At 71.9% G+C, this 12,030-nt stretch carries 15 protein-coding genes; 7 read left to right on the top strand and 8 right to left on the bottom strand.

Annotated features, from left to right (window positions below; all coding sequences use genetic code 11):
* Nucleotides 1-26 precede the first annotated feature (26 nt).
* Together CLV46_RS04615 and CLV46_RS04610 are read right to left on the bottom strand one after the other, a co-directional pair.
* Nucleotides 27-512 carry a GNAT family N-acetyltransferase gene (locus CLV46_RS04615; protein ID WP_157802228.1) on the bottom strand — a complete coding sequence of 162 codons (486 nt, stop codon included), beginning with the start codon at nucleotides 510-512 and terminating at the stop codon, nucleotides 27-29.
* Nucleotides 513-538: 26 nt separating this feature from the next.
* Nucleotides 539-1,258 carry an SDR family oxidoreductase gene (locus tag CLV46_RS04610; protein ID WP_100363688.1) on the bottom strand — a complete coding sequence of 240 codons (720 nt, stop codon included), beginning with the start codon at nucleotides 1,256-1,258 and terminating at the stop codon, nucleotides 539-541.
* 113 nt (nucleotides 1,259-1,371) lie between these two features.
* Here CLV46_RS04610 and CLV46_RS04605 point away from each other — a divergent pair, with 113 nt between their 5' ends.
* Nucleotides 1,372-1,821, top strand: a complete 450-nt coding sequence (locus CLV46_RS04605; RefSeq protein ID WP_100363687.1) for a MerR family transcriptional regulator — start codon at nucleotides 1,372-1,374, stop codon at nucleotides 1,819-1,821.
* A gap of 17 nt (nucleotides 1,822-1,838) precedes the next feature.
* On the opposite strand, the gene CLV46_RS04600 is transcribed toward CLV46_RS04605, so the two are convergent.
* Nucleotides 1,839-4,493 carry an ATP-binding protein gene (locus tag CLV46_RS04600; protein WP_100363686.1) on the bottom strand — a complete coding sequence of 885 codons (2,655 nt, stop codon included), beginning with the start codon at nucleotides 4,491-4,493 and terminating at the stop codon, nucleotides 1,839-1,841.
* Between the two features lie 111 nt (nucleotides 4,494-4,604).
* On the opposite strand from CLV46_RS04600, the gene CLV46_RS04595 reads away from it, so the two are divergent.
* Entirely contained in the window at nucleotides 4,605-4,853 is a 249-nt protein-coding gene (locus CLV46_RS04595) for an SCO4226 family nickel-binding protein (RefSeq protein WP_100363685.1), read from the top strand.
* Between the two features lie 45 nt (nucleotides 4,854-4,898).
* On the opposite strand, the gene CLV46_RS04590 is transcribed toward CLV46_RS04595, so the two are convergent.
* Together CLV46_RS04590 and CLV46_RS04585 are read right to left on the bottom strand one after the other, a co-directional pair.
* Nucleotides 4,899-5,537, bottom strand: a complete 639-nt coding sequence (locus CLV46_RS04590; protein ID WP_100363684.1) for a hypothetical protein — start codon at nucleotides 5,535-5,537, stop codon at nucleotides 4,899-4,901.
* 190 nt (nucleotides 5,538-5,727) lie between these two features.
* Nucleotides 5,728-6,153 (bottom strand): DUF6098 family protein, encoded by a 426-nt coding sequence (locus CLV46_RS04585; RefSeq protein ID WP_100363683.1) that lies wholly within the window; start codon nucleotides 6,151-6,153, stop codon nucleotides 5,728-5,730.
* Between the two features lie 95 nt (nucleotides 6,154-6,248).
* Here CLV46_RS04585 and CLV46_RS04580 point away from each other — a divergent pair, with 95 nt between their 5' ends.
* Nucleotides 6,249-6,560 carry an antibiotic biosynthesis monooxygenase family protein gene (locus CLV46_RS04580; RefSeq protein ID WP_100363682.1) on the top strand — a complete coding sequence of 104 codons (312 nt, stop codon included), beginning with the start codon at nucleotides 6,249-6,251 and terminating at the stop codon, nucleotides 6,558-6,560.
* Between the two features lie 197 nt (nucleotides 6,561-6,757).
* A complete protein-coding gene (locus CLV46_RS04575; RefSeq protein WP_100363681.1) occupies nucleotides 6,758-7,699 on the top strand; it encodes a siderophore-interacting protein in 942 nt (313 codons plus the stop codon).
* 10 nt (nucleotides 7,700-7,709) lie between these two features.
* Here the strand turns inward: CLV46_RS04575 and CLV46_RS04570 are convergent, their stop codons facing one another.
* The gene (locus tag CLV46_RS04570; RefSeq protein WP_100363680.1) at nucleotides 7,710-8,612 is read right to left on the bottom strand and encodes a diacylglycerol kinase family protein; all 903 of its coding nucleotides are present in this window, start codon (nucleotides 8,610-8,612) and stop codon (nucleotides 7,710-7,712) included.
* Between the two features lie 115 nt (nucleotides 8,613-8,727).
* Between CLV46_RS04570 and CLV46_RS04565 the strand changes: the two genes are divergently transcribed.
* Both CLV46_RS04565 and CLV46_RS04560 read left to right on the top strand, forming a co-directional pair.
* A complete protein-coding gene (locus CLV46_RS04565; protein WP_100363679.1) occupies nucleotides 8,728-9,363 on the top strand; it encodes an MBL fold metallo-hydrolase in 636 nt (211 codons plus the stop codon).
* Nucleotides 9,360-10,229 carry an alpha/beta fold hydrolase gene (locus CLV46_RS04560; protein ID WP_100363678.1) on the top strand — a complete coding sequence of 290 codons (870 nt, stop codon included), beginning with the start codon at nucleotides 9,360-9,362 and terminating at the stop codon, nucleotides 10,227-10,229. The genes CLV46_RS04565 and CLV46_RS04560 overlap by 4 nt, the downstream gene beginning before the upstream one ends.
* A 22-nt stretch (nucleotides 10,230-10,251) precedes the next feature.
* On the opposite strand, the gene CLV46_RS04555 is transcribed toward CLV46_RS04560, so the two are convergent.
* Together CLV46_RS04555 and CLV46_RS04550 are read right to left on the bottom strand one after the other, a co-directional pair.
* The gene (locus tag CLV46_RS04555) at nucleotides 10,252-10,461 is read right to left on the bottom strand and encodes an Rv0909 family putative TA system antitoxin (RefSeq protein ID WP_100363677.1); all 210 of its coding nucleotides are present in this window, start codon (nucleotides 10,459-10,461) and stop codon (nucleotides 10,252-10,254) included.
* A 74-nt stretch (nucleotides 10,462-10,535) separates the two neighbouring features.
* Nucleotides 10,536-11,549, bottom strand: a complete 1,014-nt coding sequence (locus CLV46_RS04550; protein WP_100363676.1) for a hypothetical protein — start codon at nucleotides 11,547-11,549, stop codon at nucleotides 10,536-10,538.
* Between the two features lie 92 nt (nucleotides 11,550-11,641).
* Here CLV46_RS04550 and CLV46_RS04545 point away from each other — a divergent pair, with 92 nt between their 5' ends.
* Nucleotides 11,642-11,986 carry a hypothetical protein gene (locus CLV46_RS04545; RefSeq protein WP_100363675.1) on the top strand — a complete coding sequence of 115 codons (345 nt, stop codon included), beginning with the start codon at nucleotides 11,642-11,644 and terminating at the stop codon, nucleotides 11,984-11,986.
* Nucleotides 11,987-12,030 lie beyond the last annotated feature (44 nt).

The raw sequence follows: 12,030 nt of genomic DNA, 5'->3' as shown, positions 1-12,030 counted from the left end.
CCGGCCGGCCGGCCGCGGCAGCCGGATCAGGGCGCGCGGTACAAGTGCAGGAGCGGATGGGTGCCGTCCGGCCCGGTCCAGTCGGCGCGGATCGTGTCGACACGGGTCCAGCCACGCTTCTCGTAGAGGCGGATCGCGGCGTCGCTGCCGTCGAGCACGTCGAGCACGAGCGGCACGCCCGTCTCGCGGGCGTAGGTCTCGGCCGTCGCGAGCAGCGCACTCCCGGACCCGGTGCCGCGCGCGGACGACGCGACGAAGAACCGCGTGACCGAGAGCGCGTCTCCCGACACGGCGGGGCCATCGGCGGTCAGGGCGAGGTGGCCGACGGCCCGACCGTGCGCCTCCGCGACCCAGTTCGGGCCGCCGGCAGGTTCCGTGATCCACGACCAGCGCACGCTGCCCGGACGCAACGGGTAGCGGTCCCGGGCGTGCGAGTCGGCGAGGGCTTGCAGGAGTGCCTGAGCGTCGCCATCTCGACGGGGACGGATGTGGATCGGGGGCGCGGAGGTCACGCCGTCCACCTTGGCACGTGGTGCCCTCAGCCGAGCAGCGCGGTGATCCGCTCGTAGAACGGCGCGGGGTCACCGGCGAGCGAGGCCTTCACCATCGCCGTCCACTCGTCGACGATCACCTCGGTCGAGCCGGCCTCCACACCGTCGAGCGAACGGCGGGCCACCTCTCGCGGGTCGACCTTGGGGCCGTCGTAGCCGGCCATCATGTCGGTGTCGGCCGCGCCGAGCAGCACGCCCTGCACGAGCGTGCCCTGCCCCGCGAGCTCGAGTCGCACGGCGTTGGTCATGTTCCACTCGGCCGCTTTCGCGGCGGCGTAGGCACCGGCGCCCGGCGAGGCGAACCACGACAGCGCCGACAGCACGTTGACGATCGCGCCGCCGCCGTTCCGCCCGAGGGCGGGGTTGACCGCGCGGATGACGTCGAGCGGACCCCACAGGTGCGTGTCCATCTGGCGGCGCGCGTCGTCGAGGTCGCCGGTGACGAGCGACCCGTACGCCGAGGTGCCGGCGTTGTTGATGAGCAGGGTCACGTCGGATGCCGCCTCGGCAGCCGCGGCGATCGACTCGCGGTCGAACAGGTCGAGTCGCAGCGGCACCACTCGCGCGTCGTCGATGTCGACGACCTCGGGGCGGCGCGCGGCCGCGTACACCTTGGCCGCGCCGCGCTCGAGCAGTTCGAGCACGAACTGGCGGCCGATGCCGCGGTTGGCTCCGGTGACGAGGGCGATCTGTCCGGTGACGTTCATAGGTTGCTGCTTCTTTCGTCTCGGTCGGCGAGCCGAATCCGACGCGCCTCCGCTACGCTAAAACCTCACGTCGACGTCAAGGTCAAGTCGGGTGGGAATGAGAGGGGCAACGGATGCGCATCGGTGAGCTCGCACGTCGGGCCGGAGTGAGCGCGAGGGCCCTCCGGTACTACGAGGAGCAGGGTCTGCTGACCTCGGAGCGCGCGCCGAGCGGACAGCGCTTCTACCCGGATTCGGCCGTCGAACGCGTGCGGCTCATCCAGCAGTTCTTCACCGCGGGCCTCCCCAGCCGCACCATCCTGCGGATCCTGCCCTGCGTCGACGCCGGACACGGCTCCCCCGAGGCGTTCGAACTGCTCGAGTCCGAGCGGAACCGCATCACCACGGCCATGGCCGACCTCGCCGCCGCCCGCGACGCGCTCGATCGCATCATCGACATCGCGCACCATCCCACCGCCGAGCACTGCCCCGCGCTGCGCGAGCCCGGCTGGGCTCCGTACGACGCGGACGTCGCGGCGACGGATGCGGCGGACTCGGCCGTGCGGGAGGCCGTCGCCGTCTGACGACGGCGAGCGGGAACTCAGCGGAGCGTCGTGGCGACCCAGGCGGCGACCTCGGACCGCCGGCTCATCCCGAGCTTCGCCAGGATGTGCTCGACGTGGGTGGACACCGTCTTCGGCGCGATCACCAGGGTCTGCGCGATCTCGCGGTTCGTCGCCCCGGACGCCATCAGCCGGGCGACCTCGGCCTCACGGGCCGTCAGTGGCCCCGTGGGCGCAGGGTCGAGCGACGCGAGCGCGCTCTCGGCCAGTCGTGCCTCCCACGTGCGTCGACGAGCGGTCCACGCGGCGTGCGCCGCGGTGAGCAGTTCCGCGGCCCGCACGCGTCGCCCTTCCGCCGACTCGAGCAGCCCCGCGGCGTGGTCGATCGCCGGGAGGGTGCCCGGGATGCCGCGCGATCGCAGTGCGGACGTGCAGCGGGCGAGCCAGCCGCGGGCCGCGCCGCGGTCGCCGAGCGCGAGCCGCGCCCGCATGCCGGTCACGACGAAGGGAAAGAGGTAGGCCGCATCTTGCACCGCCGCCGACAGGTCGAAGCCGCGCTCGGAGAGCTGCGTCGCCGACGCCGGGTCGCCGTCGGCGAGCGCCGCTTCGGCGAGTCCCCACACGGCCGGGGAGATGCGCTGGAGCTCGTCCATCGGCTCGGCCGCGGCGAGCGCCTGGCCGAGGTGCGCCGCGGCGGTCGCCGTGTCGCCCTGCGACAGGAAGGCGTAGCCGAGGGCGGTGAGCGCCGTGATCCGCGTCGTGATGCCGTGCCCGTCGGCGAGCGCGTGCCGCGCGAGGGCCTCCGCGCGCGCCGGTTCTCCCACCGCCCAGGCGACGTGCGCCTGGTGCGCGACGAGGTAGTGGTGGTCGTTCCAGTTTTCGGTCGCCGCGGTCTGCCGCGCCCCGCGCTCGAGCCACAGTTCGGCGCGGTCGTACTCGACGAGCACCGAAGCGGAGGTGGCCAGCATGCGGTATCCGCGGGCGGCGACCGCGTCGAGCCCCGTCGCCTCGGCCGCCGTGATGCCGCGTTCGAGCAGCGCCCAACCCTCGTCGTCGCCTCCGGCGAAGACGAGCACGGCACCCAGCGTGAGATCGAGGTCGATCGCCAGATCGGTCGCGCCGGCGGATGCGGCGAGGCGTTGCGCCTCGCGGCCGTAGGCCTCGGATTCGCCCAGCCTCCGCGCGAGCATCGTCGCGGCCGAGAGGGCGGCGACGACCTCCGCGCGCACCCCGTCGGGGGCGTCGTCGCCGAGGCGGGTGAGCGCCTCGAAGGCGAGCGAGCACCGCGTGTCCAGATCGTCGCCGAGCAGGTGCCGCATGGTCATGAGCTTCGGCACGAGCGCCGCGGCGGCGATCTCGTCGCCGAGGTCGCGATGCAGACGGATCGCGATCGACAGCTGTGCGGCGGCGCGCTCCACCTCGTCGATGGCGCCGAGCTGCACGCCGAGCAGCCCGTGCAGCCGCGCCCTCGACGCGGCGGGAAGGTCGGGCGGGGCGGTGCGCAGCGCCCGCTCGTAGAGTCCGGCGGCCGCCCGGTGCGAGGAGACGCGCACGGCATCGGCCGCCGCGGCGACGGCGTGGCGGTGGGCCTCCTCGGCCGCGCCGGCCCGCTCGAAGTGCTCCGAGGCGAACGCGTCGCCGACATCCGCCGCGCGGGCCACCGCCGCGTGCAGGCGGAGTCGCTCCCGGGGTTCGATCGCCGAGTAGACCGCGTCGCAGATCAGGGAGTGCCGGAACCCGAACGCCTCTTGCGACGCCACGACGAGTTGCTGCTCGGCCAGCACCCGCATCGCCTGGCGCACGTCGTCGTCGCTCGCCTGGGTGATCCTGCTCAACAGCGCGCAGTCGAAGGTGCGGCCGATCACCGACGCGGCCTGCAAGAGCCGTCGATGCCGGTCATCCAGTGTCTCGACCCGGTCGAGCACGGCCTCCGCGATCGACTCCGGCACCCCCGACGCGTCACCGAGCAGCTCCTCGATGTGCAGCGGGATGCCGTCGGACCGGCGGTGCAGGTCGTCGACGAACGCCGCGGACGGCACCTCGCCGGTGATCGCCTCGACCATGCGCGCGGTGTCCGCCGTCGTCAGTCGTCTGAGGATGATCTCCTCGCCGAGTCGGCGCGACACCATGCGGCGGCGCCAGTCCGGCAGCCACGGCGCGGGCGCGTCGACCGTGCGGTACGTGGCGATCACCATCGACGGCGTCTCCGCGATGGCGGCGGCGACCCGTTCGAGCACGTCGAGGCTGAGCTCATCCGCCCAGTGCAGGTCTTCCAGCCGCCACAGCGCCGGAGTCGCGAGGGCCTCGAGGATGGTCGTGGTCAGCTCCCCGAGCAGGATGCGCCGGCGACGCGCGTCGTCACCGTCGGCCGGTCCGGCGAGCAGGGCGCTGCGGAGGCGCTCGGCCGTGGCGTCGTCTCCCAAGCGGGCGAGTTCGTCGCCGAGATTGAGGAGGAGACCGCCCGGCGCGTCCAGCTCCCGCGGGAACGCCAGTGCGCGCGGCGAGCGGGTGCTGTGGCGACGGCTCGCCTCGTGCATGAGGCGCGTCTTGCCGATGCCCGGCTCCCCCGCGACGAGCAGCATGTGGCCCCGCCCGAGCCGCGCCGCCGCCCACCGGCGCGCGACGAGTTCCAGTGCGTCGTCGCGCCCGACGACGACCGGACTGACCCGATCCACCACGACGGCGGCTGACATGCACGAAGTGTAGATCCGTCGTTTCAGCCGGGGAACCCGTCATTCGACCGATGTCGACGCCGGGTCGCGCGGAGGACGGTTGACGCACAACCACACGGAAGGAGTGCCATCATGGCGCGATTCATGGACGTGCACGACGGATTCGTCGGAGTCACGGAGGCCCAGCTGTCGGAAGCCCACGAGGCGGACCTCGCGATCGAGGGCGAGGAGGGCGTGCACTTCGAGCGCGCCTGGCTCGACCCGGAGTCGGGCAAGGTGTTCTGTCTCTCGACCGGGCCGTCGAAGGAGGCGGTCATGCGCATCCACGAGCGCGCCGGGCATCCGACCGAACAGGTCTACGAACTCTCGGTCGAGGTGTGACCCGGAGGGCGCCCGGTGAGCGCCGGGCGCCCTCCGCACGTGCGGTCAGCCCTCGACGTCGCGGAGCGCGGAGCGCACCTGCACCACGTCGGCGCCGTACGTCGCGTCGACGTAGCGTTGGATCGATCCGTCGTCGTACACGACGCTGACGAAGAGGTAGCCGTTCTCGGGCCACGAGGTGAGGGGCTCGACGAACTCGTCGTTGCCGAGCCGCTCCTGCACCTCGAGAAGCTCCTCCTCGCTCGCGTCGCCCTTGTTCTCGGGCTGCGTGGCGGGGTCGACCTCGCGGATGGGGTCGTAGAGGGCGAGCATGATGGGCGGCTGCGTCGGCGTGAACGCGGTGCCGTCCCAGGTGCCCTGCACCGCGTACGAGCCCCACGTCACACCCGATGCCGACTCGACCCCCTCGACGCTCGACCAGTCCCACTCGGTGATCTCGGGCCCGTCGCACTGCGGCGGGTACGACTCCATGATCGGTCCGAGACACAGCATCGCGGGCTCGCCGTCGACTTGCAGCACGGTTCCCTGTGCCCGCAGCTCGCCCGGCGCGGCCGCGTCGGTGGTCGGCGGTTCGGCCCCGCCGCCCGACCCTACGGATGCCGGCTCGGTCGACCCCGCGCATCCGCTCACCGCGAGCGTGAGAACGACGGCGCCGAGCGCCAGGACTGACCAGGGGTGCCTCATGGGACCAGTGTGGGCGACCGGTCAGGCCGGTCACCACCCAACGTTCGAGACGTTTCGCGCGTCCGCCCCGTGTCGCGCTCCATTTCCGCGCTCGCGCGGCACGTTGTTCCGGCGCGCGAGCGCAGATGTGTAGCGCGACGGTGATTGCCGACCGCGCGGGCGGGCGCGAATGCGCGCGGCGGGCTCGGCGTCAGTCCTCGGGACCCTGACCCGCCTCGAAGCGCTCCTCGTAGCGTCGCTCCGCCTCATCGAGGAGGGCATCGGAGAGCCGGGCCACCGGCTCGACATCGGCGAGCAGCGGCTCGTTGTCCGGTCCGCGGCCGACGGTGCGACCCCGCAGCACCCACGCGAAGCGGTCCGGGTTCTTCTCGCTCAAGTGCTTGTACTGACACAGCTGGCGCGCGAGCCAGTCGGCGAGCGGGCGGCTCCACCACTCCTCCGGCCTCAACGGATTGACGGAGAGGCCCGGCAGCTCGAGCCCGCTCTCCGTGTCGGTGCTGCTCGTGCCGTCCTTCTCGGGCCCCTCCGAATAGCGGATGCACAACTCCGGGTCGTCGACGACGAGCCGCTCGAGCTCGTCGAGGGTCTCGAGAACGCGCTCCGGTCGTGCTGCCATATCGCCACGGTAAGCAGCACGGCTCGCGGATCGCACGTCCGACCGCATCCGGTCAGCGATCCGGGAGGTACAACGCCTCCGGCCACAATGGAGGGGTGATCGCACGCATCTGGCGCACCGGGCTCGACGAGTCCCGCGCCGACGAGTACACCGCCTTCGCGACCGAGCGCTCGCTGCCGATGTTCCGGCGGCAGCCCGGATTCCGCGGGCTCGTGTTCGCCCGGGCCGCGGAGGGCCGCGTCGTCATCACGTTCTGGGACGACGCCGAGTCGGTGGCACGGCTGGATGCGTCGAGCGACTACCGCGAGACGGTCGCCGCGATCGGCGCGGCCGGGTTCCTGCGCGAGCCGCAGTCCGTCGAGGTGTTCGAGGTCGACGAGGCGTTGTTCCCCGACCGCGTGCACTGATGCGTCGCGCGGGGTGCCCCTTCGACAGGCTCAGGGAGCGGGAGCGGCCTCGACCGAGGTGCTCCCTTCGACAGGCTCAGGGAGCGGGAGCGGCCTCGACCGGGGTGCTCCCTTCGACAGGCTCAGGGAGCGGGCCGGGGTCACGGTGCAGGTGACTTCCGCTCGCGACATCGGCGGAGCTCGTGCATACTTAGGTAATGCTTACCTCAGTCGCGACGACCAGTGCCGTGCTCCAGGACGAGCGTCCCGGCTACTGTCTCTTCCGCGTGAGCGTCAGCCGCGTGGTCGCGCTCAGCCCGCACTTCACGCGCGTCACCTTCAGTGGCGACGACCTCTCCTTCTTCGGAACCGACGGGCTCGACCAGCGCATCAAGATCGTGTTCCCCGTACCGGAATTCGGGCTCAGCACGTTCGACGACCTCGACGGCGCCACCTGGTACGAGGCGTGGCGCGCCATGCCCGACCACCTGCGCCCGCCGTTCCGCACGTACACGATCCGCGGCGTGCGCCCCGCGGCCCGCGAGATCGACGTCGACTTCGTCAACCACGGCGACGGGGGTCCCGCCGCCCGGTGGTTGCAGGCGGCGACGCCCGGCGACGAGGTCATGATCATCGGCCCGGACGCGCGGAGCCTCTACTGCTCCTCGGGCTTCGACTGGAAGCCTGGCGCGGCCAAGGAGGTGCTGCTCGTCGGCGACGAGACCGCCGCCCCCGCCATCTGCAGCATCCTCGAGACCCTGCCCACCGGATGCCGCGCGCACGCGTTCATCGAGATCCCGGACGCCGCCGACGCCCTCCCCCTCGCCCGCAACGCGCAGAGCATCACCTGGTTGCCGCGCGGCGAACGCGAGCTCGGGGCGCCGCTGCAGGAGGCGGTGCGGGCATGGGTGGCGGGCAACCGCGCGGCTATCGACCCGGCGATCCTCGCGCCGCAGACCCTCGACGACATCGACGTGGACGTCGACCTGCTGTGGGACGCCCCCGAAGCCGGCCCCGGCGATTTCTACGCGTGGCTCGCCGGTGAGGCGTCGGTCATCAAGGCGCTGCGCCGGTTCCTCGTCACTGAGACGGGCATCGACCGCACCCGCGTGTCGTTCATGGGCTACTGGCGCCTCGGCAAGGCCGAAGCGCAGGGCTGACCCGCTCGGCTCAGACGAGCACGCGCAGCGCGCCGGGCACGCATTCGATCTCGATCGGCAACGGGGCGATGCGTTCCCCGTCGGCATAGGCCACCACATCCGCGGCGTCGATGCGGATGCGGCGGGCGCGCTCGATGGACACCCGGCGGTCGGTGACGTGCGTGCCGGCGAACACGCGCGGGAAGATCCGCAGGAAGCTCGAGCGCGACAGCGGCTCGACCACGAGCACGTCGAGCAGCCCGTCGTCGAGCACCGCATCCGGGGTCGCCTTCATGCCCCCGCCGAGCGAGACGCCGTTGCCGACCGACACGAGCACTGCGGCGCGCTCGCTCGCCACCCCGTCGAGTTCGAGGCGGTAGCGGATCGGCCGCAAGCGGGCGAGCTCGACGAGCAACGCGATCGTGTACCGTCTCGGGCCCTTCGGCCACGACATGCGGTTCGCCCGTTCGTTGACGATCGCGTCGAACCCGGCCGAGAGCATGCACGCGTACCACCGGGTTCCGGCCGCGTGGGACACCCGCGCGGCGTCGATGCTGCGTGGCTCGCGTTGGAGCGCGACGAGGAGCCGCTCGATCGCGGCGCCCGGGTCGTCGTGCGGCAATCCGAGCGACCGGGCCGTGTCGTTCCCCGTGCCTGACGGCACGATCCCGAGCGGCATGCCGGTCTCGGCGACGAGTCCGACGCCGAGGTTGACCATGCCGTCGCCGCCCACCACGATGAGGGCGTCCGCCGTTGCGAGAGCATCGCGAGCCCGCGATCGCAGCATCGCGTAGTCCGGGGCCTCGAGCTCAACGACGTCGTGACCGGCCGCGCGCAACCGGCCCGCCGCATCCGCACCCACGCCGCGCCGCCGACCGAACGAGGCCGCCGGGTTGACGGCGACGACGAGGCGCTTCGGCGGCGTCGACGTCATCCCCCGATCATCCCAGTCGCCGTCGCCCGCCGCCGCCCCGCGTCCCGGGGGCGGCTCCACTTGGAGAACACCGGATGCACCGAGCCGGGTCGGCGGTGCGCAATACGCTCGGAGGATGCGAGTGACCAAGCACGAACACGCCTGCATGGTGGTCGAGATCGCCGACGAGCGCGTCGTCATCGACCCCGGCAACTTCACGACTCCGCTCATCGATGTGCTGGGGGTGGTCGCCATCGTCATCACCCACGAACACCCCGACCACTGGACGCCCGAACAGCTCACGCGGATCCTCGACCTCAATCAGGGAGCACGCATCTTCGCTCCGGCGAGCGTCGTCGCACAAGCGGAGGGATTCGAGATCGACGCGGTTCACGAGGGCGACGTGCACGAGGTCGGCGGCTTCCGACTGGAATTCTTCGGCTCGCAGCACGCGGTCATCCATCCGACGATCCCGGTGATCAGCAACGTCGGCGTGATGGTCAACGACTCGCTGTTCTACCCCGGCGACGCGTTCACCGTGCCGCCGAAGCCGGTGGACACGCTTGCCGCTCCCGCGAACGCACCGTGGATGAAGGTCGCCGAGGCCATGGACTACGTCACCGCCGTCGCGCCGAAGCGCTCGTTCCCCGCCCACGAGATGCTGCTCTCGGTGCTCGGCAAGCAGATGTACTACGCGCGCCTGCAATCGGCCACCGAGGCGGCGGGCGGCGTCTTCCATCCGCTCGAACCCGGAGATACGCTCGAATTGTGAGCGCGATCGTCCACCACCGCCGCATCGAGGTCGACGGGGTGGACGTGTTCTACCGCGAGGCGGGGCCCGCCGACGCGCCGGTCGTGCTGCTTCCGCACGGGTACCCGTGCTCGTCCTTCGAGTTCCGGCGATACATGGCCGAGCTCGGCGACCGGTGGCACCTCGTCGCACCGGACCTGCCCGGCTGGGGCTACAGCGCCACCCCGGACGACTTCGACTACAGCTTCGCCGGGCAGGGCGCGTTCCTCGGCCGTTTCGCCGACGCGCTCGGACTGCAGCGCTACGCGCTGTATCTGCACGACTACGGCTCGCAATTCGGATACCGGCTCGCCCTCGCGCGTCCCGAGCGGGTCACGGCGCTCATCATCCAGAACGGCGACGTCTACGAGGACGCGCTCGGACCGAAGTACGCGACCCTGCTCGAGCACTGGCGGAACCCGACTCCGGATGGACGCGCGCGACTCGCGGAGGCGGTCAGCGAAGACGGGTTCCGCGATGAGTTCCTCGGCGAACTGCCCGAGGAGCTGCGCGACCGTCTGACGCCCGACCTGTGGACGCTCGCCTGGCGACAGCTCGACACGCCCCGTCGGCGGGAGCTGATCGTCGACCTCTTCGAGGACCAGGCGACCACGCTGCCGTTCTTCGCCGACATCCAGGCGTACCTGCGCGAGCATCGGCCGCCCACGCTCATCGTCTGGGGACCGCACGACGGCTACATGCCCGAGGAGTCGGCGCGGGCCTACCTGCGCGACCTGCCCGACGCCGAGCTGCACCTGCTCGGAGGCGGGCACTGGTTGCTCGAGACCCACCTGGACGAGGTGGTCGCCCTCAGCCGCGACTTCCTCGGCCGGGTGCACTCCGACTGAGCGGCGCGGCCTCGGCCGGGGCCTAGCGGTCGCCGATCCTCTTGTCCGCGGCGTCGCGCGCGCCGTCGATCTTGTCCGCGTGCTTGCCGCCGGTCACCTTGTTCGCGGCACCGGCCACGCCGTCGAGGAGCTTGTCGCTCACGCCCTCGGCCTTCTCGCTCTTGAGCGCCTTCGCCACGCGCTCGTCGCGCAGCAGCTGCTGCGCCTTCTTCGTGATGTCGCCGAATGCCATGTCGCGTCCTTCCGGTCCGGGCCGTGCGGCCCCTCCCATCCTCGGCGGCGCGCATCCGTGACCCCTGAGAACGCTCAGCCGACCGCGGTCGGCGTCGGCGCGGGCGACGGGACTGCGGGTTCCGCGTCGACCGCGGGCCGTCGCACCTCCCGAGCGAGCACGAGCGCGACGGCGGCCGATACGGCGGCCGCGAGGCCGGCGGTGACGACGGCGGTGATCGTGTCCGGAGCGACGATCGACTGCCCGCGCAGGGCCTGCCACGTGAGAAGCCCGAGCACGGCCAGGTAGGCGACCGTCGCGATCGCGACGAGGTCGCGCCGCACGCGCGCCGAGCGCAGCGGGGTCACGCGACGGGCGAGGAGTTCGAGCGCGAGGAGTCCGAGCGGCAGCAACTGCAGGGCGTGCATGCCGACGAAGTGCGGGATGCGGAGGTCGCCCGCGACGGTGCTCCAGCCGAGCAGCGGGAGTCCGGGTCCCCCGTCGGGGACGCCGACCGCGTGAGCTCCCACGATGCCCTGGTAGTCGGCGAGCTGTTGCGCCGTCGGGCTCGTCATGAGGAACGCGAGAGCCATGCCGATCACGCCGATGAACGCGCCGGCCCGGATGGCGAGACTGCGGGCGGGGTCACCGAGCGGCGCGCGCAGCAGCGCGAACGCCACGACGAGGGCGGCGACCCAGACCACGGCGATCGAGGTCGCCATGACCGCCCACATCGCGGCGGCGAACGGGGTGGACACGTTGAAGTGGCTCGTCTGACCCGCGACCTGCAGACCCACGATGACCACGAGCTCGATGACCAGGCCGACGGCGGACACGGTGCCGACCAGCCAGGCGAACCGGCGTCCGCGGGTGAGCAGCGAGATGAGCCACGCGAAGGTGACCGCGTACAGGAAGGTCGAGATCGCGAACTTGAGCGGCTTCTCCCACAGCGGCACGCCGACCAGCTCGCGCGGGTCGACCAGGTACCCGGCGAGAGCCACGACGGTGAGCACGACCGTCGCGGCAGCGAGGGTCATGAGCGGCGGATGCCACGAGTAGGCGCGGCGCGCGGCCGAGCGGAACGACGTCGGAACGACGGATGCGGTCATGTTGGATAGCGTAACTATCCAATCGGACGGAGACAAGAGCCGATTCGAACCGCGGCATCCGAGTAGCAATTCGTGGTGGCATGATGTGCGGCATGGGCGGGCGGATGCTCCCGGAGGGTTGGCGCGAACTCGGCGACGAGTCGCCTCGGCTGACGCGCGGACCGCGACGCATCCGGGCCTGCAATGGACCCGCGTCGGTGCACGTCGCCCTCGAATGGGATGTCGACGCCGCCCCTCCCCGACTCGTCGGCGAGATCTACGACCACCTCGGCCTCATGCCCTCGAGCACCCGCATCGTCTACGACGCCGACGGACTCGCGCCGGGGCGCCCGGGCGATGAGCTGTGGTTCATGCTCAACCCTGAGGTGGCGCCGGAGGTCGAGGCGGTCGCCGCCGCGCTCTGGAACGAGGGCCCACCCGCTTCTCCCCCGGCCTGACCGGCGACGCAACTGACTCTTGACGCGCCGGGCCATCCGTGGTC

It is taken from the genome of Diaminobutyricimonas aerilata (assembly GCF_002797715.1).
Classification (GTDB): Bacteria; Actinomycetota; Actinomycetes; order Actinomycetales; family Microbacteriaceae; genus Diaminobutyricimonas; species Diaminobutyricimonas aerilata.
Note: the sequence above shows the minus strand (reverse complement) of the source record. Positions and strands in the feature narration are given on the sequence as shown.

Bases quoted from the DNA above. Each gene is read 5' to 3' on its own strand.
- CLV46_RS04610 (WP_100363688.1), bottom strand. From the start codon at position 1,258: ATGAACGTCACCGGACAGATCGCCCTCGTCACCGGAGCCAACCGCGGC.
- CLV46_RS04605 (WP_100363687.1), top strand. From the start codon at position 1,372: ATGCGCATCGGTGAGCTCGCACGTCGGGCCGGAGTGAGCGCGAGGGCC.
- CLV46_RS04600 (WP_100363686.1), bottom strand. From the start codon at position 4,493: ATGTCAGCCGCCGTCGTGGTGGATCGGGTCAGTCCGGTCGTCGTCGGG.
- CLV46_RS04595 (WP_100363685.1), top strand. From the start codon at position 4,605: ATGGCGCGATTCATGGACGTGCACGACGGATTCGTCGGAGTCACGGAG.
- CLV46_RS04590 (WP_100363684.1), bottom strand. From the start codon at position 5,537: ATGAGGCACCCCTGGTCAGTCCTGGCGCTCGGCGCCGTCGTTCTCACG.
- CLV46_RS04585 (WP_100363683.1), bottom strand. From the start codon at position 6,153: ATGGCAGCACGACCGGAGCGCGTTCTCGAGACCCTCGACGAGCTCGAG.
- CLV46_RS04575 (WP_100363681.1), top strand. From the start codon at position 6,758: ATGCTTACCTCAGTCGCGACGACCAGTGCCGTGCTCCAGGACGAGCGT.
- CLV46_RS04570 (WP_100363680.1), bottom strand. From the start codon at position 8,612: ATGACGTCGACGCCGCCGAAGCGCCTCGTCGTCGCCGTCAACCCGGCG.
- CLV46_RS04565 (WP_100363679.1), top strand. From the start codon at position 8,728: ATGCGAGTGACCAAGCACGAACACGCCTGCATGGTGGTCGAGATCGCC.
- CLV46_RS04555 (WP_100363677.1), bottom strand. From the start codon at position 10,461: ATGGCATTCGGCGACATCACGAAGAAGGCGCAGCAGCTGCTGCGCGAC.
- CLV46_RS04550 (WP_100363676.1), bottom strand. From the start codon at position 11,549: ATGACCGCATCCGTCGTTCCGACGTCGTTCCGCTCGGCCGCGCGCCGC.
- CLV46_RS04545 (WP_100363675.1), top strand. From the start codon at position 11,642: ATGGGCGGGCGGATGCTCCCGGAGGGTTGGCGCGAACTCGGCGACGAG.